The organism is Bacillus massilinigeriensis (assembly GCF_900117315.1).
Taxonomy (GTDB): Bacteria; Bacillota; Bacilli; order Bacillales; family Cytobacillaceae; genus Bacillus_BE; species Bacillus_BE massilionigeriensis.
The window spans coordinates 4,108,373-4,131,078 of sequence record NZ_LT630337.1 but is presented as its reverse complement, the minus strand read 5'-3'; the positions used below and the strand labels follow the sequence as shown (position 1 = coordinate 4,131,078).

Genomic DNA, 22,706 nt, shown 5'->3' with positions numbered 1-22,706 from the left:
AAAACGGGAGGTTATTCCATAATGAGTGATTTATTATATGCGGATCGTCTTCCTCCTCAAAATATTGAGGCTGAGCAGGCAGTTTTAGGGGCTATATTTTTAGATCCACAGGCATTAACACTTGCTTCTGAGATATTGATACCAGAAGATTTTTATCGAGCTCAACACCAGAAAATTTTTAATGTAATGTTAAAACTAAGCGATCAAGGAAAAGCGGTGGACGTAGTTACCGTTACTGCTGAATTGGCATCTAGTGATCTACTTGAGGATACTGGCGGAGTTAGTTATCTTAGTGAGCTTGCTGCCTCTGTTCCTACAGCTGCAAATATTGAATACTATGCAAGAATTGTAGAAGAAAAGTCATTACTGCGCAGACTTATTCGTACAGCAACGGGAATAGCTCAGGATGGTTATACCCGTGAGGATGAAGTAGAGGTACTTTTAGGAGAAGCTGAGAAAAGTATTCTAGAAGTAGCTCAACGTAAAAATGCAGGTTCCTTTCATAATATAAAAGATGTCTTAGTCCGAACTTACGATAATATTGAAATCATGCATAATCGTAAAGGTGATATTACTGGAATAGAGACAGGTTTTTTCGAATTAGACAAAATGACTGCAGGGTTTCAACGCAATGATTTAATTATTGTTGGGGCACGTCCCTCTGTAGGTAAAACAGCCTTTGCATTAAATATAGCTCAGAATGTTGCTACAAAAACAGGTGAAAATGTAGCCATTTTTAGTTTAGAGATGGGTGCAGAACAATTAGTAATGCGTATGCTATGTGCGGAAGGAAATATTGATGCTCAACGTCTTCGTACAGGAAGTTTAACAGATGAAGACTGGGGCAAACTAACCATGGCTATGGGAAGCTTGTCTAATGCTGGTATTTTTATTGATGATACCCCTGGGGTAAGAGTGAGTGATATTCGTTCCAAATGTCGTCGCTTGAAGCAAGAACATGGTCTAGGGATGATTCTAATTGATTACCTTCAACTGGTTCTTGGTAGTGGTCGATCAGGCGAAAACCGTCAACAAGAGGTATCTGAAATTTCTAGGTCATTGAAGGCATTAGCCCGTGAATTGGAAGTGCCGGTAATTGCATTATCACAGCTTTCCCGTGGGGTTGAGCAACGTCAGGATAAACGCCCAATGATGTCAGATATTCGTGAATCAGGAAGTATCGAGCAAGATGCCGATATCGTTGCGTTTTTATACCGAGATGACTACTATGATAAAGAATCGGAGAATAAAAATATTATAGAAATTATTATTGCAAAACAACGTAATGGTCCAACCGGTACCGTTCAATTAGCCTTTGTTAAAGAGTATAACAAGTTTGTCAATTTAGAGAGACGCTTTGACAATGCCAATATCCCACCAGGTGCATAATAAATCGTCTTTTCAATAAAAAAATAAGGGGATACCCAATAAGATGCCTATCATCTTATCGGGTATCCCTTTTTATATAAATGAATTTAAGAAACTAAGGAATAATGAAAATATTTATAAAAAAGGATAATTTATTACATTTTTAGCAATAATAATGATGCTTTTGTAAAATATTTTAGAAAACCACGAACATATAAAATAATTTTTAATATAAATGTTCGTGTTTTCATTGACTTATTCCTTTTTGTATTGGTAAACTTAATATGTTTGAAAATATTTATAATTTTTATTGCTTACCTTTGGAGGTGCTTTTATTTATGTCATCAGTAGTAGTTGTTGGAACCCAGTGGGGAGATGAAGGAAAAGGTAAAATTACCGACTTTTTATCAGAAAATGCAGAAGTGATTGCTCGTTACCAAGGGGGTAACAACGCTGGACATACAATTCGTTTTAATGGAGAAACCTATAAATTGCATTTAATTCCATCAGGGATTTTTTATAAAGAGAAAATCTGTGTGGTCGGAAATGGGATGGTTGTTGACCCTAAAGCAATTGTTGCCGAACTTGCATATTTAAAAGAAAAAGGTGTAACTGCGGAAAATTTAAGAGTTAGTAATCGTGCCCACGTCATTCTTCCATATCATTTAAAGCTAGATGAAGTAGAAGAGAATAGAAAGGGCGCAAATAAAATTGGTACAACCAAAAAGGGGATTGGCCCTGCATACATGGATAAGGCAGCACGTGTTGGTATTCGAATTGCTGACCTTCTTGACCGTGAAGTATTTGAAGAAAAGCTCGTTCGTAATTTGGAAGAAAAAAATGTTTTGTTCGAGCGTATATACGAAACAGAAGGATTTAAACTTGAAGATATACTGGATGAGTATTATGAATATGGACAACAGATTAAGAAATATGTAGTAGATACATCAGTTGTATTGAATGATGCGCTAGATGAAGGCAGACGGGTATTATTCGAGGGTGCCCAAGGTGTTATGCTTGATATCGACCAAGGTACATATCCATTTGTTACATCATCTAACCCTGTTGCTGGAGGAGTAACAATCGGTTCTGGAGTTGGACCTTCCAAAATTAAGCACGTGGTTGGAGTATGTAAGGCTTATACAACTCGCGTTGGTGATGGCCCATTCCCTACAGAGCTTAACAACGAAATTGGAGACCAAATCCGTGAAGTTGGTCGGGAATACGGTACAACAACAGGTCGCCCACGTCGTGTAGGATGGTTTGACAGTGTAGTGGTTCGCCATGCCCGCCGTGTAAGTGGAATCACAGATTTATCTCTAAATTCCGTGGATGTATTGACAGGAATCGATACTTTAAAAATTTGCGTTGCCTACCGATACAAAGATCAAATCATTGAAGAATTTCCTGCAAGCTTAAAGGTATTAGCTGAATGTGAACCTGTATATGAAGAATTACCAGGTTGGACAGAGGATATTACTGGCTGCAAATCACTTGATGAACTCCCAGCTAATGCAAGACATTATATAGAGCGTGTGGCTCAATTAACCGGTATACCACTTTCAATTTTCTCTGTCGGACCAGATCGCACACAAACAAATGTAGTACTCAGTCCATGGAGACAAAACTAATCATTACTTTTTACAAAAATATGAACAATAGTAGAGGCTATCCCAAAAGGTGCAAGGCATCATGAGGGATAGCCCCTTTTTTGTAACATAATTGTAATAAAAATAACAATATTTGGGATGTTGATTCTAATATAAGAATAACCTCCGACACTTACAGCTGTAAACACCCATGTATATACGTGGATTAACCTCTGTTTAATATCAATGAAAGCGCTACCAATAAATTGTCATATTTCGTCATAAAATGTCAGCTTCTATACATTTATGTTACATTATGAAAACTAATAATCTATAAAACTCGATTTATGATAAATTATAGAGGTGTGATGTTTAACTAATACATAATGAATTTGTTAATTTTTATTAGTATAGGAGGTTAATAATGGTTTTTGGAAAAAATAGAATCTCTATACATACAAGAAATGCATCTACTAGTATTAAAACAAAGCTAATGAAAACTACTATAGCTGCACTAACGATCAGTTCGCTTTCTTTAAGTGGAGGAATGTCTTCTGCTTTTGCAAAAGATCCAAATTTAACTACCGTGTATTATGTTTATTTAAATAATGAATATCTAGGCACAGTTTCTGATAAAGATGTTGTTGATGAAGTAATAAATGCAAAAATCAATCAAGAAAAACAATCCTTTGAAAAATATGATTTATCAGTTGGTAATCAACTTACTTTTATTCCAGAGCAAGTCTTTAATTCCGATTCCAAAATCAATAATCAAAAAGTAGTACAAGAAATAAAGGAAGAACTAAAGGTTCAGGCTGATGCTACAGCATTATTGATAGATGGTAAACCAATTACCTATGTTGAAGATGAAAAGGTCGCCCAAGAGGTTATTCATACACTCAAGCTACAATATGTTTCTAAAAAGCAATTAGAGGCAGTAGAAAAGAGAAAGGAAAATCCCGAGGCGAAATTACCCCCATTAAAGTCAAATAAATCTAGAATCATGGATGTACGCCTATCTAAGGATGTTACGATAGCTGAGGGAAAAATAGAACCTGAAAAAATTCTTTCCCTTAAGGAAGCTGTAAAGTTCTTAGAAAAGGGAACATTAGAAGAAAAAAAGTATAAGGTAAAAGAAGGAGATGTTCTAGGTTCTATAGCAAGTGATCATCATATGGATCTTGAAAAATTATTATCACTTAACAAAGGACTAAAGGAAGACTCCTTAATTAATATAGGCGATGAAATTAATGTCACTGTAACAAAGCCAATAGTCACAGTAATCATTGATAAGGAAACAAATAAAAATGAGAAAATGAAGTACGAAACAGAAGTGATTGAAGATTCCTCCATGTATAAGGGTGATAAAACAGTTAAACAAAAAGGAAAGAACGGAAAACGTTCTGTCACCTATATCATCTCTGAGGAAAATGGAAAAGAAGTTAAAAGAGAAACAATTAAAGAAACCATCATTAGTAAACCTGTAAAACGCATCATCGTTAAGGGAACAAAGGTGATCCCATCAAGAGGAGATGGATCATTTTCATGGCCAACAAGCGGGGGCTATATCTCCAGTCAAATGGGATACAGATGGGGTAAGATCCATAAAGGAATAGATATTGCCAGACCAAGTAACTATACGATAACAGCTGCAGACAATGGTGTCGTTGTATCCGCTGGTTGGGATGGCGGTTATGGAAATAAGATAACAATTGATCATCAAAATGGTTACCGAACTGTCTATGGACATCTTGCATCCATTTCTGTTCAGGTTGGTCAAACCGTTCCAAAAGGTACTCAAATAGGAGTAATGGGCTCTACAGGGGATTCAACAGGGGTTCACTTACACTTTGAAGTATATAAAAATGGTACAATGAAAAATCCTTTAAGCTATTTAAGATAAGCAAAATAATATATAGAACAAAGGAACTTGCTATGTGGCAAGTTTTTTTGTCTATATGGAATGTAACCCAGAAAAAAAGGGACCATTTATTATAAAATGTTCTTATCAAGGAATAATCTGCTTATCGCAAATAGATGAATTCCATCATATAAAATGTTAAAGTTAATAATGAAACGAAAAAAATTACATGCATACAAAATATATTTTTTTCACACTTTGAAGTAAATTAATTGCATGATAATGATAAATTCTTTTGCTTTATTAGAGAGAAAATTGCAGGCATCACACTTAGAAATAAGGAGGAAGACAATGAAAAAGATAATTTTGGTTGTCGATGATGAAAAGCCAATCGCTGATATATTGCAATTTAATTTAACAAAGGAAGGATTTGAAGTCCATTGCGCTTACGATGGCAATGAGGCATTAGAAATGGTTGAAGAGATTAAGCCAGAATTAATCCTATTGGATATTATGCTTCCACAAAGAGATGGGATGGAAGTATGTAGAGAAGTAAGAAAAAAGTATGAAATGCCCATTATCATGCTGACAGCAAAGGATTCAGAAATTGATAAAGTACTTGGGCTTGAATTAGGTGCAGATGATTATGTGACAAAACCATTTAGCACAAGGGAAATAATTGCACGAGTAAAGGCAAATTTAAGACGACATCAACAAGTTCCTTCGCAGGTGGAGGAAGAGGAATCTAATGAAATTACGATTGGTTCTCTCGTTATTCATCCCGATGCTTATATTGTATCCAAACGGGGAGAAAAAATCGAACTCACTCACCGAGAATTTGAACTTCTTCATTACTTAGCAAGACATATAGGACAAGTAATGACAAGGGAACATTTACTCCAAACAGTCTGGGGATATGATTATTATGGGGATGTAAGAACGGTTGATGTGACTGTTCGTCGACTAAGGGAAAAAGTCGAGGATAATCCTAGTCATCCTACATGGATTGTAACTAGAAGAGGTGTTGGCTATTATTTAAGAAATCCTGAACAGGAGTAACCTTTTCCCATGAGAAATGTTGGATTTTTTCGTTCTATTCACGTTAAATTAGTCATGATTTACATGCTGCTAATATTATTAGCCATGCAAATTATCGGCGTTTATTTTGTTCGGCAATTAGAATCTAGTCTACTAACTAATTTTCAAACTAATTTAAAAGAAAGAATTGCTTATATCACCTATTTACTAGAAGAAGAAATGACAAAGGACCGATCAGTCGAAGAAGAGCCTTTGTCTATAGAGGATAGTGTTAAGGATATATTAGTTGATTTTCGGGCTTCGGATATATCTGAAGTAATGGTGATTGAAGGAGATTCATTAAAAATATTAGGGACATCGGATCCAGATAATCAGGGAGTAGTAGGCAAAAAAACAACAGATACCTTGATAAGAAGAGCTTTTGTTAGGCAGAAGGATGATCCAGTTGTCTTAATTGATAGACAAACAAGGCAACGTGTCTGGGTTTCAGCTACACCAATTAAATCAGGTGAGGATATCATTGGCATCGTATATGTTAAGGCAAAAATAGAGAATGTTTATTCCCAGATGAAGGGCATTAACAAAATTTTTGCCACAGGAACCTTTATAGCCTTATTTATTACGGCTATTCTAGGTATTTTATTAGCTCAAACCATTACGAGACCAATATCTGATATGAGAAGACAAGCCTTAGCCATGACAAAAGGGAACTTTTCAAGAAAAGTTAAAGTTTATGGATATGATGAAATTGGTCAGCTTGCGATGACCTTTAATAATTTAACCAAGAAGCTTCAAGAAGCTCAAGCAACGACCGAGGGAGAGAGAAGGAAGCTTTCATCTGTTCTTTCATATATGACTGATGGTGTAATTGCAACGGATAGGAAGGGTAGGGTTATTCTTATTAATGAACCTGCTCTTAAGTTACTAGATGTTTCACGTGAAACAGTCCTATCTACTTCTATTGTATCTTTATTAGATATAGAGGAAGAATACTGCTTTGAAGATTTATTAATTGAACAGGAATCTATGATATTAAATTATAGTACAGCTGATAATCCATATATATTACGTGCTAATTTCTCAGTCATTCAAAAGGAAACAGGCTTTGTTAATGGATTAATTGCGGTTCTACATGATATTACAGAATCGGAAAAAATCGATATGGAGAGAAGAGAGTTTGTTGCGAATGTCTCCCGTGAGCTACGGACACCTCTTACTACAATGAGAAGTTATATTGAAGCATTATCTGATGGTGCTTGGAAGGATGAAGAAATAGCTCCTCGTTTTCTAAACGTAGCACAGAATGAAACTGAGCGTATGATTCGTCTTGTTAATGAGTTACTTCAATTATCGAAAATGGACAGCAAGGATTATAAACTCAGGAAAGAATGGGTAAATTTTGTTGGCTTTTTCAATCAAATTATCGATCGTTTTGAGTTAACAAAAGAAAAAAACATTACGTTTAAAAGGAAATTACCGAATCATGCAGTTTTTATAGAAATTGATGAGGATAGGCTTACTCAAGTGTTGGATAATATTATTTCAAATGCTTTGAAATTTTCTCCTGAGGGAGGAATGATCAAGTTTAGCATGCAGGAAAATGATAATAAAATTGTTATAAGCATTTCCGATCAGGGTGTAGGTATACCAAAGGCTAATATTAAGCGGATATTTGATCGATTTTATCGGGTTGATAAAGCGAGATCGAGGAAACTTGGTGGAACAGGGCTTGGTTTAGCTATTGCTAAGGAAATGGTTGAGGCTCATGGGGGTAACATATGGGCAAGTAGTGTCGAAGGAAAAGGGACGACCATATCGTTTAGCCTTCCTTATGTTAAAACGGAAGAGGATGATTGGGAATGAAATACGAAAAAATAAAATCTGTCATCTTAATCATTTTAGTTTTATCAAGTGGATTGCTAACTTGGNCATGGGCAAGTAGTGTCGAAGGAAAAGGGACGACCATATCGTTTAGCCTTCCTTATGTTAAAACGGAAGAGGATGATTGGGAATGAAATACGAAAAAATAAAATCTGTCATCTTAATCATTTTAGTTTTATCAAGTGGATTGCTAACTTGGAGTCTTTGGACCTATCAGCCTGATTATGAAACTGTCGAAAACGGGGAAACCGTTGAAGAAATCTCTTTAGGGCAAAAGAGGGATATTAAAAGGATCATTAAGGCTGATCGGATTTTTTATCACCATACAGATCTCATGCTTGGAACAACAGATCCAACAGAAATAGATCGGACGTTTAAGGAATTTAGTAGATGGACATTTAGTGATTTTGAGGATGATTCTTCGGATGTAAAGTCTGTATCAAGCTTTGTTCGACGAGAGGGAATGGCTGAAATTGTTTTCCCAGGTAGTGTTCCGTTCGGAATTTATAAGGACTTTTTAGATATAAAAGGGAAAGAACCTGACTTTATCTTTGACAGAATCGTTATTAATGTGAAGGATTTTAATAAAGAAGAAGGCTTTGTTTATTTCATTGATTACAATAATCAAAAGGTGATTAAAAGTAGAGTCAATTCTTCTTATATTAATTTATTTAAAAACAATTTTTATAAAAATAGTCGTTCTAGTAAAAAGTTTCAAGGGTATGTTGCTTCTAAGCTTTCCAATAAACATATGATTTATTTAAGAGAAAAGGAAAGTACATTCCCTGTATTAAGCTATGTTATCGAAGAATTATCACTCAAAAAATTTAAAAATGCCTTATTTAGCGATCCGAGCTTTGTACAAAAAAACTATATTTCTACAGGTGAGGAATATACAAATGGATTAACCTTAATGAGGGTTAATCATAAAAACCATACTATTTCATATTTAAATCCAGCTGCAGAAGAGGAGTATTCGATTGACGGGAGTACTCTTTTGCAAAAAAGTATAGACTTTGTTAATAATCATGGCGGATGGACAGATGCCTTTCTTTATACCGGAATGAATGTTGCTAATCCTTCTGTAACCTTTCGTCTTTATGAAAGAAACGGTCTTCCTGTGTTTAGTAATGAGGGAATATCCGAGATTCTTCAAGTATGGGGACAGAACGATATAATTAAATATGTGAGAAATAATTTCTCTTTAGATCTTTTAACAGACTCAACAAATAAAAAGCTTGCATCTGGAAAAGAGATTTTGGATCAACTAAAGAAACAGAAAAATTTCAATCCTGAAATGTTAACTGATTTAGTCGTTGGATATAAGATGTCAAATGATTCTCAGGATTTGCTTCTTAAGTTAGAACCGAGTTGGTATTATCGTTATAATAACCAGTGGGTTCAGGTTAAAGATAGTGAACAGGGGGGAATCATTCATGGATTGGAGTAAGATTAAAACCATTTTTATCATTTCCTTCCTGTTACTGGATTTTTATTTATTGTATGAATTCATTACATTAAGAACCTCAAGTCAGTATGAATTTTTGACTGAAACATCGATAGATAAGCAATTAAAGACAGATGGAATTGAATATAGTGAGCTCCCAGAAGGGGACGTCAAGGATAATTATTTAAGAGCCATTCCTAAATCCTTTAAAAGTGATGAACTGAAATGGTACGGACCCTCCAAGTTGAAGGATCAATCCATTAGGATTTCAAACAAATCCTTTCTACTTGAATCAGTTTTGGAAAAACCAGTGAAGCTCGGGAAGGCTATTGATCAGGCTAAGTTAAATAATTTTATTAATAAGCACGTGCTTTATGGTGATCAATACCGATTCTGGGAAGTGAATAAGGAAGAAAAAACGATTACGTATTATCAGCAATATGAGGAAAAAAGCTTTTATAAAAATATATATGGTGAGCTTACATTCTATTTAAATGATAAATATGAAGTCATATCCTACAAACAGACTTTGCTGGAGAATGTAAAAGAACTTAAAAATAAGGAAAAAGTATTAAAGCCTATTGAAGCAATTGAGACCCTTTATGAAAAAGGGATGATTAAGCCTAATAGTTATATATCTAATGTTGAGTTAGGCTACTATACGCTTGTCCACCTTACCTCATCTCAGGTGCTGACTCCTGCTTGGAGGGTAGTAATCAACGGTGAACAGGACTTATTTATCAATGCTTTCGAGGGTCAGTTGATACAATTAAATAACGAAGATAATAAAATTGTGGAGTGAGGTAGAAATGTCAATGCATTTTAGTGTTCTCGCAAGCGGGAGTACGGGAAATGCGATTTATGTTGAAACGGAGGAGCATTCTTTCTTGGTCGATGCCGGTCTAAGTGGTAAGCAATTGGAGGCATTATTTGGGCAAATTGATCGAGACATAAGCAAGCTTTCCGGATTATTTGTAACGCATGAGCACAGCGACCATATTAAAGGGATGGGTGTTGTGGCCCGTAAATATAAATTACCGATTTATGCAAATGAAAAAACATGGCGTGCCATGGAAGGATTAATTGGGGAAGTACCGACAGAACAAAAGTTTATCTTTGAAATGGAGTCGGTTAAGTCATTTGGCTCCCTTGATATTGAATCCTTTGGAGTCTCACATGACGCTGCTGAACCGATGTTTTATGTTTTCCATCATGAAGGGAAAAAGCTCGTTCTCATCACCGATACAGGCTATGTAAGTGATAGAATGAAGGGGACGATTTCAAATGCAAATACGTATGTATTTGAAAGCAACCATGATGTGCAAATGCTTAGAATGGGACGTTACCCGTGGAATACTAAGAGGCGAATTCTAAGTGATGTTGGACATGTTTCCAATGAGGATGCAGCTATAGCTATGAGTGATGTTATTGGAGATCAAACTAAAAGTATCTATTTAGCTCATTTAAGCTTAGACAATAATATGAAGGACCTAGCGAGAATGGCAGTGAGCCAAACCTTACAAACGAGAGGGTTAATTGTTGGAGAACAGTTTGATCTATATGATACCGATCCAAAAATTCCAACAGCCTTAACAGCTGTTTAAAGTTATTGGAAACTGATTGTGGTCTTATAGGGTTTCTCTTTATATGTTCAGAGGGCAAATTTATGAATAAAGTCTATTCTTTTTTCCTATAAACAATTTATTAACAAATTAAGACTAAAATATTAATAAATCTGTAAGATTTCACAATATAAGGTTTTTTGTTTAGAAATTTTGGAATCACCGATTATAATAAAGGTGAATAGGAAAAATAACTCTTAGCAATCGTTCGAGTTGAAAGGATAGATGTCGAATGGGTTATTATGACCAGGATTATCAAGATCAATATAAAAAACAAAAGGGAAATCGAGGCGGATATTTCTTTGCAAGCTTGGTCGGTGTTATTTTAGGAGCTATTCTTGTCATTGTTTCGATCCCTAAACTAGCAGATTATAATTTACTCCCTTACACGATTCAGCCTGATGAAGGCTTGCAGGAGGAAACACAGGCCGACAATGGCGGAAATAATAAATCAACGAATGTTTCTGTTAATGTAGAAACGGATGTGACAAAGGCTGTAGACAAGGCAAGTGATGCAGTCGTTGGAATAACCAATCTTCAATCAGCTGGCTTTTGGGGAATGGATGAAAACCAGGAGGCAGGCACTGGTTCAGGGGTGATTTACAAAAAGGCTGGAAGCAAGGCTTACGTAGTTACCAATAATCATGTCGTTGAGGGTGCTAGTGAATTAGAAGTAACCTTGGCAGATGGTACGAAGGTTCCTGCAAAGTTACGTGGAAGCGATATATGGACGGACCTAGCTGTATTAGAGATTAGTTCAAAAGATGTGAAGAAAATAGCTGAATTTGGGGATTCCGATACGTTAAAGCCAGGGGAACCAGTGATTGCGATTGGGAATCCACTCGGTCAAACCTTTTCTGGCTCTGTTACACAAGGAATTGTATCTGGTTTAGAACGTGCTGTCCCTGTTGATATAAATTCGGATGGAATTGAGGATTGGCAAGCAGAGGTTATTCAAACCGATGCTGCGATTAACCCGGGCAATAGCGGTGGTGCTCTTATTAATATTGCTGGTCAGGTCATTGGAATAAACTCTATGAAAATTGCTGAAAATGCAGTAGAAGGAATAGGACTATCAATTCCTATCAATTCAGCCATCCCAATTATTGAAGATCTTGAAGTGAATGGAAAAGTGAATCGACCATTTATGGGCTTAGAATTGCAGTCAGTGAATGAAATCCCAGCCTATTATCAACAAGAGGCCTTAAAGCTCCCTAGCAAGGTAAAGGATGGGGTTGCAATTAAAAGTGTTTCTCCTAATTCACCAGCTGATCAAGCTGGATTAAAGGAATTAGATGTTATTGTAGAGTTAGATGGGGAAAAGGTAACAGACGTCATTTCACTAAGAAAACATCTATACACAGATAAGAAGATTGGTGACCAAATGCAGATCAAGTTTTATCGAGATGGAAAACTGAAAGAAACAACGATGAAGCTGGGGAAAGAATCACTTTAATCACATGTGGATAACCTAAAAGCAGGAAGCATATATTTGCCTCCTGCTTTTTTTTATATAAATTAATCCACACTTTGCTCAATTTCATTTTGATGATAACATATGGATTGTGGATAAGTTTTTGAAGGTATTGGCTTAAGAAAATGACGGGAAATGGATAAACTTGTCGAAAAAGAAAAGGTGGAGTAAGGATGATTTATTGTTGTGAAGAACATGTCGATATTGCCTTAGATACAATCGTGGACGAATATGAGACGTTTCCGAATTTGTCGAAAATTGAAGAGGAAAATAAGTTATCAACAACCTGTGAATATTGTCAAAATCCGGCAGTATATGTTGTGGCGAACAGTTGATCGCCTACAAGATGTGGATAAAAAATGTGGACATGTGGATAAGTGTTGTGGATATCTTGTTCGTAAGGTGAGGATTAACTGTGAATATCTCAATTATTTCGGTTGGAAAACTGAAGGAAAAATATTTAAAGCAAGGAATTGAGGAATACCTAAAAAGGTTATCTTCTTATGCAAAGGTAGAAATTATTGAAGTGGCCGATGAAAAGGCACCCGAAGAGCTAAGTGCCGTTCAAATGGAAATCGTTAAGCAAAAGGAGGGCGAGAGGATATTAGCCAAGGTCCAAACAGATGCCCATGTTATTGCCTTAGCCATAGAAGGTAAGCTCAAATCCTCAGAAGAGCTTGCCGATACATTAGACAAGCTTGCTACATATGGAAAGAGTAAAGTGGCCTTCATAATAGGCGGATCACTAGGATTAAGCAAAGAGGTACTAAACCGAGCGGATGAAAAGCTCTCTTTTTCAAGGATGACGTTTCCTCATCAATTGATGAGGTTGATTTTGGTGGAGCAGGTATATCGGGCGTTTCGGATTAATCGGGGCGAACCGTACCATAAGTAAGTGCGGTTTTTAAGAAAGTCATCAAAACATTGAAAAATGAATGTTTTGATGGCTTTTTTTTATCAAAACTTCCACCTCTCAAAAGTAGAAAATCCTACCTTCGTCAAGCTAGTATCAAATCGTGTGAGGCGTTATGCTACATGCTATTTTTGTAGGGAATTATTCATTGATGGTGACGGTTGAACATCGCGTTTATTACTCAATTGAGAATTGATGAAATCCAGCTATCCACCAATGATGATTCGAATGGAAAATCGACTAGCCTATTATAATTTGTTAGTTCAAGCATTATCAACCACATTTACTTTCATTCCACATTACGCTACGAATGTTAACGTGAATGTTATTCTATGTTGGTGGATTTACTAATAAAATGGTGTTTATAATTAAATATGAGAGGATGAAAAGTATGATTAATGTGAATTTATGCTCGTTAAGAAAACGTCACAATCTAACTCAGGAGCAGTTAGCTCAAGAATTAAACGTTTCACGTCAAGTAATTGCAAAATGGGAAAAAGGAGAATCGACACCCGATTTACACCATAGTATGAATATTGCCAATTTCTTCGGCGTAACGTTAGATGCTTTAGTACACCACAATTCAGAGGAAACGGGCCTAGAAGTTCCACGCAAAGGTCAGCACTTTTTTGGTACGGCAACAGTAGGGGAACGTGGCCAAATTGTCATACCGAAAAAAGCGCGCGAAATTTTTCAAATTCATACAGGCGATTCCGTTATTATTATTGGGGATGAGGATCGTGGGCTGGCACTAGCACCAGAAAAAATGATTAGACAATTTTTAAATATGGTGAACGCACAGCAAAAAGAGGAGGAATAAATAAATGACTGCTGCAATTGAACTTCAAGGTTTATCAAAACGCTTTAAAGAAAAAGTTGCCGTTTCTCCGATGACACTTACAATCCACCAAGGTGAACTATTCGGACTCCTTGGCGTAAATGGTGCGGGTAAAACGACAGTGATCAATATGTTAAGTGGCCTTGCCAAACCGACTTCAGGAGATGCGCTTGTCCTGGGGCATTCGCTTAGTAAAGAATTGCCAAGTATTCGAAAGGTACTCGCTGTTTCCCCACAGGAAACGTCGATTGCACCGAATTTATCTGTGCGTGAAAATTTATTGTTAATGGCGCGCATTCATGGCTTTTCAAAGGAGAAGTCCATTGAAAAAACGGATGCTTTAATTCTCCAGTTTTCACTACAGCCTTACGAACATCAACGTGGTAAAAAATTGTCCGGTGGTTGGCAACGAAAGTTAAGTATTGCCATGGCACTCATAGCAGATCCAAAAATTTTATTTCTAGATGAACCGACATTAGGGTTAGATATCATTAGCCGTCGTGAGCTATGGGCAATGATCAATAAATTGAGAGAGACGACGACAATTGTTCTTACGACGCACTATTTAGAAGAAGCAGAAAGCTTGTGTGATCGCATTTGTATTATGAAGGATGGCGATGTAAAGGCACTTGGTACAGTAGACGAGCTCCTAACAACCGCAAGTAAAGAAAACTTTGAGGATGCATTTGTGCATTTCGTGACAGGGGGCGAATTATAATGAGAGCATTCGCATTTGCTGGACGCTGTACGAAAGAAATTGTACGCGACCCGATTTCAGTATTTTTTGGTATCGTCTTTCCAATTGTTTTACTTATGATTTTATCTGCGATTAATCGCAATGTGCCAGAAGCGCTTTTTAATATTGAACATTTAACGCCTGGCATCGCAGTATTTAGCCTTTCCTTTATTGCTTTATTTGCAGCACAAACGTTAGCGAAAGACCGTTCGAGTTCTTATTTAATAAGATTGCTAACGACTCCTATGAAAGCAAGTGACTTTATTATTGGCTATACGCTTCCTTTAGGGATATTTGCTGTCATTCAAAGTATTACTTGTTTTATAGCCGCTTACTTTTTAGGGTTGGAGCTATCTTTCAACCATATATTTGCAATTATTGCCTTACTCATTACATCTACTATTTTCATAGGAATTGGATTGTTATGTGGCTCCTTATTTAACGAAAAGGCAGCAGTAGGCTTATGCGGTGCTTTATTAACGAACTTAACAGCCTTTTTATCTGGCGCATGGTTCGATTTATCGTTAGTTGGAGGAGCTTTTGAAAAAGTTGCTTATGCGCTACCATTCGTCCACGCTGTTGATTTAGTTCGAGCAATTGTGGCAGAAGACTTTAGCGCAATGTTTCCCCATTTATATGTTGTGGTAATTTATCCAGTAGTCCTTTTTAGTCTGTCGATTTTTATTTTCAAATATAAAATTCAGCAAAATTAATCGTTAATCAAATTTACGTTACTTAAACGTAGGTTTTTTTGTTTAAATTAATAGCGCTGTTGGAGTAGAAAGCGCTAGCCTTCGTTACAGTGCTGAAAATAAAAAAACTTTGCAGAAAAATAGGTTGAAGAGAGGAAACTAATAATAGAAGTCAAAGCAAGGTGTTTGGGTATAGTAGAAGAAAAGGAAGCTGTTATTTATGAGGGAAATTGAGATTAATAAGTTATAAAAAAAGACCGCACTTAGCTACATTACGGTGAACCGTATCATAAATAGATGAAGTTATTCTAAAATACTTTAAAATAAAAAATGAGCAATGGGGGTGACCTTTCATGGAAGGCAACTTTTGAACTGAAGTAATAAAATATGATGCTTATGGTATAGATTTTTAATAATACTGCAAGTTAAATAGGTGAAGAGGGCCATATCAATTTTATTTTTGCATTTTATAAACACTGAAGGAGAAAGTGAACAATAGTGATAAACATAACTATACCCAAACCAAGTGTAACCATTACGAAAAAGAAGAATCCAGAGTCAAGTAATATTTATGGATTTACAGAGTTCCATCTTATTCCTAGAGATAAGGGTGGCATTTTTATGTTTTATAACAATAATCAAGAACTATTATTTGTTGGAAAGGCGAGGAAATTACGGCAGAGAATTAAAAAGCATTTTGAGGATACAGTATCCCCGATTAAAATGCATAGAGATGAAGTCGCAAGAATTGATGTTTGTGTAGTAGAAGACCCTGTACAGAGAGAAATTTATGAAACCTATATTATTAATGAACTCAAATCAAAGTACAACATAGACAAGGCCTTTTTTAGATGAACTTTAAGTTAGTGTAATTTTCTTGATAAGCAAAGTCATGCCACTCCCTAAAAATTACCCCTCTGGAGTTGAAATTGCTCAAGCAATCATCTTCAATCTTTGAGAAAGAATGATGCCAGTCTTTATAAAAAAATCTGTCTTAACCGACAGATTTTTTTACATGACACAATAATTCATAAACTTTTCATGCTCTTCAAACGGAGGAGAGTGTGCAAGGTTTTCAAACCAAACTAGTTCCATCACAGGTACGTGAATGATGAAAGTAATCCTCTACTAGAATGGTTAAAGTTGAGAGGTATATGGATAAAAAAAAGACCATTTATAGAAAATGGTCTTTAAATCCGTTTTGTTCCAATATATCTTGGATGCCAATATGAGTTGTTTGTACTTGTAATCATAACTCCTTTTGATGAAGAAGCCATAATCATTTTTCCGTTTCCGATATACATTGAAACATGTGTTGGTTTACTTGCTTTATTGGGAGCATAGAACATTAAATCACCTGGTTTAATGTATTTATATATACGATGGCCGTTTCCAGAGAACATTTGAGCGGCAGTTCGGTTTAGTGTTTTTCCTGCTCTTGCATAGGAATATTTAATGAGACCTGAACAATCAAAACCCCTAGGTGAAGTCCCACCCCAGCGATAAGGTACTCCAAGATTAGCCTTTGCGACTTTAACAGCTTTTGTATGAAAATATGCGGCCTCTGCTTTATCACCCTTGTTAGCAGACAAAGAGACAAAAGAAACTAAAACGATAAATGCTATGATGAATTTCTTAAGCATAATTGTTACCTCCTAGTGTGATTTACTAGTTTCACTATACTAGGAGGCTGTGACAGTGCTATCACAGCAAAATTACTATTTCATTACAAAGTTATTTCAATATAATTTTAAAAGGAATCCTAATGAAATGTGGAGAACTTTATTATAAACCTTAAATGTAGGATAAAAAGCATTGCTTGTATTCTAAATACAATGGAGAAATATTCTAAAATAGAATATAGTCAAAGGAGTGTTTAATAAATAAAGAGGCAATCCCTTTTTACTTTAGAGACTGGTATTAACCATCCTTTTACCCTAAAAAATGGGGAAGCTTTATTATAAAAGCTAATCTATAGAAGGTGATGTAAATGATTAAAGAAGTCTGTGTAGAGAATTTTACAAATGTCCCCGAATACATTGCTAAAGGGGCTGACAGGATTGAGCTTTGCGACAACCTTGCAGTGGGAGGTACAACTGTAAGTCACGGAGTAGCGGTAGAAACGATTCATTATTGCCAAGGTAAAAACATAAAGGTTATGTCCATGGTAAGGCCAAGAGGTGGGAATTTTATTTATAGCAAAGAAGAATTGGAAATAATGAAGCAGGATCTTGTCCATTTGAAGGAATTAGGCACAGATGGAGTGGTGCTGGGGTGTTTAAATGATAGTGGCTGGATTGATGAAGAGGCTATGACCACTCTACTCAAATTAGCAAAAGGACTAGAGGTAACCTTTCACATGGCGTTTGACCATATAAGCCCTGGAAATCAGCTTAAGGCGATTGATTGGCTGGTGGAACAAGGGGTAAACCGTATCTTAACCCATGGAGGCCTGCTAGATACTAATATTGAGGATAATCTAGTCAGGCTGAAGGAGTATATAGATTATGCAGATGGCAGGATTATTATTCTCCCTGGTGGTGGTATTACTAATAAAAACCTTCATTTAATCGCATCCGCATTAAATATTAGAGAAGCTCATGGGACAAAAATAGGCGATTGATTGGTTACGCCCCATACTTTCAAAACGGTTAATGACATTTTACTCAATCAGGATTTTTCTATCTAAAAAAGAAAGAGAATCCTGATTGGGCAAATACCAAAAACCATAACCTTCCTTTTCTACACTAATATTCCCCTTTAATAACAAAAAACGATCCCCGAATCGTTCCAGCAAGTTTAGATTTCTGCTTGGCAAACTTAAACTTACCTTCCAACTCCTTCGGTACTTCCATCCCCTCGGAAAGCTTGAAACCAACAGCTCGTTTCGGTTTGGGGCCATCAATTGTATACAAGACGTTGACTTCAAGACCATCTTCAAAAAAGACGAAAGCCCAATTGATATTTTCTACTTGAAAGCGTGACGTTTCTAAAGGTTTGGCTGCAAAGACAATATCACGTTCTTCCTTTAATACTCGATTCACATAATCTAGGGTCTCCTGACTTTCGCTCGCTGGTACCACTGTAAATTCATGCTTGTATTTGTTCATGAAGTAACGAGCTTCATTGGCGCGTAAACCAGCAAGTGCCTCGGCTACAGGTGAAGATTCTAACCCTATCGTAGACACATTTTTAAAATTTACAATATAAGACAATTCCATCCCTCCAGTTTATCCTTATCTTCCACATAAGAAAGGATCATGAAAGCCTCTAATCATTTTCAGTTTTACCAGAATTAGCTTTGTAAAACCAAACAAGAGAGTTAAATGGAAATTAAAGCTTCCTTTCCATGTTCCACTTTTCGATATACAAGCGCAATCAGCATTGCCGGTAGTGTACAAACAATCATTCCGATAAAGGCATATCTTGGCTCAATTTCGTATAAATAGCCTCCTAAAATGGTAAATACTGCTGTGCTCCAGCTAAGTGCAAGCGCTGAATACATGCCTTGAGCCTTTGAAATTTGCGCTTGAGGAATATTTTTTATTAAATATTTCATAAAGGCGTAATGGGCCATAGCGAATGAGAATGCGTGCATCATTTGTGCGATACAGAAAACCATTACGATTGGAAAGGCAAACACTAATATCCAACGAACAGAGGAACCAATGGCTGATAGTATCAATAAATTGCTTACTGAAGATTTGTCAAAGAATTTGTCAGCGATTGAGAAAAATATGATTTCTGCAAATACAGCGATGTTAATGATTAGACCAATCAAGTATTTTGGTGCATGGATATCCTGCAAGAAAATATAGCCATAATTGTAATAAGTAGCATGTGCTGCTTGGAGTAAAATGACAATTATGAGTACCAAACCAAAGTGTTGGATACGGAATAATTGAAGCATGCCAGCTTGTTTTGTTTGGCCTACATGCGGCTTTTCAGATAAAACACCAGGTGCCTTCATAAAACCTAGAAAGACAAATCCGGTTATTCCGAGCAATAGTGCCCAATAAATCACTTCATCACCAAGCATTCCTGTAAAAATAGTTAAAATCATACCGATTGAAACAAATCCAATGGAGCCCCACTGACGGCTTCTTCCATAATGTCTTAATTGTTTACTTTGCATAAGGACGCCAGCAGCACTATCTAATGCTGGCATCAGTGTTGGATAAAAAATGTGTAATAGGACTGTTACTACTAGTAAACCAGTAAATGACCTTACTGGAATGTAACAAAGAATGGAAATCAGTGTTCCAATTGCAGCCACATTTAATAGGGTTTTATTGCTAAATTTACCCGATAAATAGGGAAACGCAAATAATGTGGACAGGCCTCTAGCCATTAAACCGAAACTCATGATTAGGCTAGCTTGGGAGACTGAAATTCCTTTTGTATAAATCATCCACCCTGACCAATAAGGTAGAAATATGCCCCATGTTAGAAAAAAGCTAAAAAAACGTGTACTCATCCAGCGTTGTGTGTTCATTATTATCCCCCTCACTGATTGCATGGTATCATGTAATGTAAGACGAATAATATGAGATATCTCATATTTTGAGGTGGGAATATGAAAGTATACAAAGGTGAGAAAAAAAGGGTGTATTTAAAGAATAGCTCAATAGGACATTTATTTTCTTTCCCAGTTGAAGCATATATGGAAGTGCATGAATACGAACGAGATGAATGGATTATTCGGGAGGGCATGAGACCGGATTTTTTATTCTATGTAATAGAAGGCAAAGCAAAAATATATGTCACCCATCAAAATGGGAAAGTATCATTAATTAATTTTATCAATGCAAATGAATACATTGGAGAAATGGAATTATTAAATGATGTGTATTATACAAAAGGGATTCAAGCATCAACGAGGACTGTTTGTTTGGCGCTCCCTTTTCATCGATATCGCAGTCAATTGCTTGAGGATGCAAAATTTCTACGTGAATTAACCAAATTTTTAAGTATGAAGGCTACATTAATGGCAGCAAAGTACTCACAAAGCCTTGCTTTCCCGCTTGAAAACCGGCTTGCTGATTTTATTTTACAAACTGCAGATGAAGGGGTCTATAGGGAAAAACACGTAACGGTTTGTGATTATTTAGGTGTATCCTATAGACATTTATTACATGTACTTACACAATTTTGTGAAAAAGATTATTTGAAAAAGGAGGGGCGAAACTATCGAATTAAACAATATCATTCATTGTATGCCCTTGCTGAAGTGTTGAAGAATAGATAACCAAAGTAGAAAGGATAAATAATCTACTCATTTAATCACAATGTTGGGGAACCTATTATAATTAAACATTGCTTCGAATGGATTGATAATACTAAGGAAGGTTAAATGGCAGTATGTTCTAAGGTGCTTCGTGCTGATCCCACAAGACATTCCTTAGAACATTTATTTTTGGCAATAAGTAAATGCAGCCTGAATTTGCAGATTACACCGATTTAAATGACATTCACATCATACTGATTCAGCAAAGTCATAATAGCAGCATCTTTGGGTGCAGTTTCTGTAATAATCCCATGGAAATCTGCGATATTTGAAAAATTGAAGATTCCATAAAGATTAAATCTCTCATTAGGAGCCATTAGGTACAGTTCTTTGGATATACTCATAATGGTCTTTTTCGTACCTGAATCCTCTGAGATGCCAGAACTAACACTTCCATCACTAAGGTCAATTCCACTACAACCTAGAAATGCCTTATTGCAACGGTAAAGCTTAATTTGTTCATTGGCAACTGAACCGATATTTCCACCTACATAAGGATTAAAATCTCCTCCAATAAAAACAACTTGCATTTTTATATCTAAGTGCAAAAGTGAGGATATTTCAACCATATTTGTTATTAGAGTAATTTTCTTAGGATTTTGTATAAGCAGTTTCGTAAGGAAATAGGAAATACTTGATGAATCTAAAAAGACTGTATCGTTTTCTTTAATTAGTTCATATGCCTTTCTAGCTATTACTTCTTTTAAATCAGAAATATTCGCAACCCTTTTTAAGAAACTCTCCGGATTTGTAATCGTACGATTGATATTTATTGCACCGCCGTAAGTGCGTTGTAATAAGTTGTTTCTCTCTAAAACACGAAGATCCTTTCTGATCATACTCTCACTTACTTGAAATTGTTTGCTTAAATCTTTTACTAGTACTTTTCCGTTTCTTTCTAATTGCTCTAATATTTGCTTGTGCCGTTCTTCGATAAACATATCTTCCACCATCCGATTCCCATTTAGTTCTATTTTAGCAACGATAATAGATAAATACAATGAAATCATTGACTAAACGGGAATGAATGGTATAAAATGCGATTAAATGAGATAAAGTATAACAGAATGGGAATTCTTTATAGTGGAGGAAGACAGAATAATGAAGAAGGCAATATTTTTCGATATTGATGGAACTTTACTAGACTGTTTAAATGGAATCAAAGATATAACACCAAGAGTAAAAAAGGCGATACATGCATTGCAGGCAAACGGTGATTATGTATTTATTGCATCAGGCAGGCCCTATGCTTTTTTAAATGAAGCTATACTTAATTTTGGGTTTGATGGTTTTGTCCTTACGAATGGGTCCTATGTAAAGGTCAAAGAAAAATGCATATATAAGGAGCCTATAAAGAAGGATTATGTAAAAGAGTTGGTATATAATTTTGAGCAGCGTAATATTCAGTATATTTTACAGGGTGAAACTTATTCATATATAAAAAATGAATATAAAAGATTACATTCATATTATGATTCATTCTATATACCTAAAACTTATTTAGAGGGCAATTTTAACCAGGAGGAAGTAGACATCTATAAAATTGAAATGTTATATTCCGATATAAAAGGAAAAGAATATTGTTTCTCTTTAGGAAATGGTGAATATAATTATATGCATGAAGAAGAGAATGGTCTGTTTGAATTATATTCAAAAAGAAACTCAAAGGCTACAGGAATATTAAAGGTACTGGATTATTTAAATGTATCTTTAGAAAATAGTTATGCCTTTGGTGATGGAAAAAACGATATTGAGATGTTATCAACTGTAGGCTGTGGAATAGCTATGGGGAATGCGGATGATACAGTGAAAAGTTATGCCAAAAAAGTAACAGATACAGTGAAAAACGATGGAGTAGCTTTAGAAATAGAAAAGTTTATTTTATAAATAGGGTTTTGACCAATTTCTTTTGTTCATCAGAACCTATATGTAATAAAGAAACCTTCCAGATTATTGACAC

Annotated in this window: 22 protein-coding genes; 18 read left to right on the top strand and 4 right to left on the bottom strand. The window is 35.7% G+C overall.

Annotated elements, in window-relative coordinates:
• Positions 1-21: 21 nt before the first annotated feature.
• From dnaB to BQ6100_RS20260, 15 genes are all read left to right on the top strand, one after another.
• The gene (dnaB, locus tag BQ6100_RS20330) at positions 22-1,389 is read left to right on the top strand and encodes a replicative DNA helicase (protein ID WP_075983346.1); all 1,368 of its coding nucleotides are present in this window, start codon (positions 22-24) and stop codon (positions 1,387-1,389) included.
• Between the two features lie 317 nt (positions 1,390-1,706).
• Entirely contained in the window at positions 1,707-2,999 is a 1,293-nt protein-coding gene (locus BQ6100_RS20325; protein WP_075983345.1) for an adenylosuccinate synthase, read from the top strand.
• 382 nt (positions 3,000-3,381) lie between these two features.
• Positions 3,382-4,860 (top strand): M23 family metallopeptidase, encoded by a 1,479-nt coding sequence (locus BQ6100_RS20320; RefSeq protein ID WP_075983344.1) that lies wholly within the window; start codon positions 3,382-3,384, stop codon positions 4,858-4,860.
• A 309-nt stretch (positions 4,861-5,169) separates the two neighbouring features.
• Positions 5,170-5,877 (top strand): response regulator YycF, encoded by a 708-nt coding sequence (gene yycF, locus BQ6100_RS20315; RefSeq protein ID WP_075983343.1) that lies wholly within the window; start codon positions 5,170-5,172, stop codon positions 5,875-5,877.
• A gap of 9 nt (positions 5,878-5,886) precedes the next feature.
• Entirely contained in the window at positions 5,887-7,719 is a 1,833-nt protein-coding gene (walK, locus tag BQ6100_RS20310) for a cell wall metabolism sensor histidine kinase WalK (protein ID WP_075983342.1), read from the top strand.
• A 148-nt stretch (positions 7,720-7,867) separates the two neighbouring features.
• Positions 7,868-9,187 (top strand): YycH family regulatory protein, encoded by a 1,320-nt coding sequence (locus BQ6100_RS20305; RefSeq protein ID WP_075983341.1) that lies wholly within the window; start codon positions 7,868-7,870, stop codon positions 9,185-9,187.
• Entirely contained in the window at positions 9,174-9,986 is an 813-nt protein-coding gene (locus BQ6100_RS20300; RefSeq protein ID WP_075983340.1) for a two-component system regulatory protein YycI, read from the top strand. The genes BQ6100_RS20305 and BQ6100_RS20300 overlap by 14 nt, the downstream gene beginning before the upstream one ends.
• A 7-nt stretch (positions 9,987-9,993) precedes the next feature.
• Positions 9,994-10,788: an MBL fold metallo-hydrolase gene (locus BQ6100_RS20295; protein ID WP_075983339.1), complete on the top strand. Its 795-nt coding sequence runs from the start codon at positions 9,994-9,996 to the stop codon at positions 10,786-10,788.
• A 250-nt stretch (positions 10,789-11,038) separates the two neighbouring features.
• Positions 11,039-12,262: a S1C family serine protease gene (locus tag BQ6100_RS20290; RefSeq protein ID WP_075983338.1), complete on the top strand. Its 1,224-nt coding sequence runs from the start codon at positions 11,039-11,041 to the stop codon at positions 12,260-12,262.
• A 191-nt stretch (positions 12,263-12,453) separates the two neighbouring features.
• Entirely contained in the window at positions 12,454-12,615 is a 162-nt protein-coding gene (locus BQ6100_RS20285; RefSeq protein WP_075983337.1) for a CxxH/CxxC protein, read from the top strand.
• Between the two features lie 80 nt (positions 12,616-12,695).
• A complete protein-coding gene (rlmH, locus tag BQ6100_RS20280) occupies positions 12,696-13,175 on the top strand; it encodes a 23S rRNA (pseudouridine(1915)-N(3))-methyltransferase RlmH (protein ID WP_075983336.1) in 480 nt (159 codons plus the stop codon).
• A gap of 409 nt (positions 13,176-13,584) precedes the next feature.
• Complete coding sequence (locus tag BQ6100_RS20275) at positions 13,585-14,013, top strand: helix-turn-helix transcriptional regulator (protein ID WP_075983335.1); 429 nt, start codon at positions 13,585-13,587, stop codon at positions 14,011-14,013.
• 4 nt (positions 14,014-14,017) lie between these two features.
• The gene (locus tag BQ6100_RS20270) at positions 14,018-14,749 is read left to right on the top strand and encodes an ABC transporter ATP-binding protein (protein WP_075983334.1); all 732 of its coding nucleotides are present in this window, start codon (positions 14,018-14,020) and stop codon (positions 14,747-14,749) included.
• Positions 14,749-15,480, top strand: coding sequence for an ABC transporter permease (locus tag BQ6100_RS20265; protein WP_075983333.1), 732 nt, complete (start codon positions 14,749-14,751; stop codon positions 15,478-15,480). Before BQ6100_RS20270 ends, BQ6100_RS20265 begins: the two co-directional genes overlap by 1 nt.
• 477 nt (positions 15,481-15,957) lie before the next feature.
• Positions 15,958-16,314 carry a nucleotide excision repair endonuclease gene (locus tag BQ6100_RS20260; protein WP_075983332.1) on the top strand — a complete coding sequence of 119 codons (357 nt, stop codon included), beginning with the start codon at positions 15,958-15,960 and terminating at the stop codon, positions 16,312-16,314.
• A 335-nt stretch (positions 16,315-16,649) separates the two neighbouring features.
• On the opposite strand, the gene BQ6100_RS20255 is transcribed toward BQ6100_RS20260, so the two are convergent.
• Positions 16,650-17,102: a C40 family peptidase gene (locus tag BQ6100_RS20255; protein WP_075983331.1), complete on the bottom strand. Its 453-nt coding sequence runs from the start codon at positions 17,100-17,102 to the stop codon at positions 16,650-16,652.
• A 347-nt stretch (positions 17,103-17,449) separates the two neighbouring features.
• On the opposite strand from BQ6100_RS20255, the gene BQ6100_RS20250 reads away from it, so the two are divergent.
• The gene (locus tag BQ6100_RS20250) at positions 17,450-18,082 is read left to right on the top strand and encodes a copper homeostasis protein CutC (RefSeq protein WP_075983330.1); all 633 of its coding nucleotides are present in this window, start codon (positions 17,450-17,452) and stop codon (positions 18,080-18,082) included.
• A gap of 124 nt (positions 18,083-18,206) precedes the next feature.
• Here the strand turns inward: BQ6100_RS20250 and BQ6100_RS20245 are convergent, their stop codons facing one another.
• Together BQ6100_RS20245 and BQ6100_RS20240 are read right to left on the bottom strand one after the other, a co-directional pair.
• Positions 18,207-18,674 carry a phage tail protein gene (locus BQ6100_RS20245; protein WP_075983329.1) on the bottom strand — a complete coding sequence of 156 codons (468 nt, stop codon included), beginning with the start codon at positions 18,672-18,674 and terminating at the stop codon, positions 18,207-18,209.
• Positions 18,675-18,781: 107 nt separating this feature from the next.
• Positions 18,782-19,954, bottom strand: a complete 1,173-nt coding sequence (locus tag BQ6100_RS20240) for an MFS transporter (RefSeq protein ID WP_075983328.1) — start codon at positions 19,952-19,954, stop codon at positions 18,782-18,784.
• Positions 19,955-20,035: 81 nt separating this feature from the next.
• Here BQ6100_RS20240 and yeiL point away from each other — a divergent pair, with 81 nt between their 5' ends.
• Entirely contained in the window at positions 20,036-20,707 is a 672-nt protein-coding gene (yeiL, locus tag BQ6100_RS20235; RefSeq protein WP_075983327.1) for a transcriptional regulator YeiL, read from the top strand.
• 212 nt (positions 20,708-20,919) lie between these two features.
• On the opposite strand, the gene BQ6100_RS20230 is transcribed toward yeiL, so the two are convergent.
• On the bottom strand, positions 20,920-21,756 hold the full coding sequence (locus tag BQ6100_RS20230) for a DeoR/GlpR family DNA-binding transcription regulator (protein ID WP_218921367.1): 837 nt from the start codon (positions 21,754-21,756) through the stop codon (positions 20,920-20,922).
• Positions 21,757-21,847: 91 nt separating this feature from the next.
• On the opposite strand from BQ6100_RS20230, the gene BQ6100_RS20225 reads away from it, so the two are divergent.
• A complete protein-coding gene (locus BQ6100_RS20225) occupies positions 21,848-22,633 on the top strand; it encodes a Cof-type HAD-IIB family hydrolase (RefSeq protein WP_075983325.1) in 786 nt (261 codons plus the stop codon).
• Positions 22,634-22,706: the final 73 nt, after the last annotated feature.

Excerpts from the sequence above, each read along its gene's own strand:
- dnaB (WP_075983346.1), top strand. The coding sequence starts at position 22 with ATGAGTGATTTATTATATGCGGATCGTCTTCCTCCTCAAAATATTGAG.
- BQ6100_RS20325 (WP_075983345.1), top strand. The coding sequence starts at position 1,707 with ATGTCATCAGTAGTAGTTGTTGGAACCCAGTGGGGAGATGAAGGAAAA.
- BQ6100_RS20320 (WP_075983344.1), top strand. The coding sequence starts at position 3,382 with ATGGTTTTTGGAAAAAATAGAATCTCTATACATACAAGAAATGCATCT.
- yycF (WP_075983343.1), top strand. The coding sequence starts at position 5,170 with ATGAAAAAGATAATTTTGGTTGTCGATGATGAAAAGCCAATCGCTGAT.
- walK (WP_075983342.1), top strand. The coding sequence starts at position 5,887 with ATGAGAAATGTTGGATTTTTTCGTTCTATTCACGTTAAATTAGTCATG.
- BQ6100_RS20305 (WP_075983341.1), top strand. The coding sequence starts at position 7,868 with ATGAAATACGAAAAAATAAAATCTGTCATCTTAATCATTTTAGTTTTA.
- BQ6100_RS20300 (WP_075983340.1), top strand. The coding sequence starts at position 9,174 with ATGGATTGGAGTAAGATTAAAACCATTTTTATCATTTCCTTCCTGTTA.
- BQ6100_RS20295 (WP_075983339.1), top strand. The coding sequence starts at position 9,994 with ATGTCAATGCATTTTAGTGTTCTCGCAAGCGGGAGTACGGGAAATGCG.
- BQ6100_RS20290 (WP_075983338.1), top strand. The coding sequence starts at position 11,039 with ATGGGTTATTATGACCAGGATTATCAAGATCAATATAAAAAACAAAAG.
- BQ6100_RS20285 (WP_075983337.1), top strand. The coding sequence starts at position 12,454 with ATGATTTATTGTTGTGAAGAACATGTCGATATTGCCTTAGATACAATC.
- BQ6100_RS20275 (WP_075983335.1), top strand. The coding sequence starts at position 13,585 with ATGATTAATGTGAATTTATGCTCGTTAAGAAAACGTCACAATCTAACT.
- BQ6100_RS20270 (WP_075983334.1), top strand. The coding sequence starts at position 14,018 with ATGACTGCTGCAATTGAACTTCAAGGTTTATCAAAACGCTTTAAAGAA.
- BQ6100_RS20265 (WP_075983333.1), top strand. The coding sequence starts at position 14,749 with ATGAGAGCATTCGCATTTGCTGGACGCTGTACGAAAGAAATTGTACGC.
- BQ6100_RS20255 (WP_075983331.1), bottom strand. The coding sequence starts at position 17,102 with ATGCTTAAGAAATTCATCATAGCATTTATCGTTTTAGTTTCTTTTGTC.
- BQ6100_RS20250 (WP_075983330.1), top strand. The coding sequence starts at position 17,450 with ATGATTAAAGAAGTCTGTGTAGAGAATTTTACAAATGTCCCCGAATAC.
- BQ6100_RS20240 (WP_075983328.1), bottom strand. The coding sequence starts at position 19,954 with ATGAACACACAACGCTGGATGAGTACACGTTTTTTTAGCTTTTTTCTA.
- yeiL (WP_075983327.1), top strand. The coding sequence starts at position 20,036 with ATGAAAGTATACAAAGGTGAGAAAAAAAGGGTGTATTTAAAGAATAGC.
- BQ6100_RS20230 (WP_218921367.1), bottom strand. The coding sequence starts at position 21,756 with ATGATTTCATTGTATTTATCTATTATCGTTGCTAAAATAGAACTAAAT.
- BQ6100_RS20225 (WP_075983325.1), top strand. The coding sequence starts at position 21,848 with ATGAAGAAGGCAATATTTTTCGATATTGATGGAACTTTACTAGACTGT.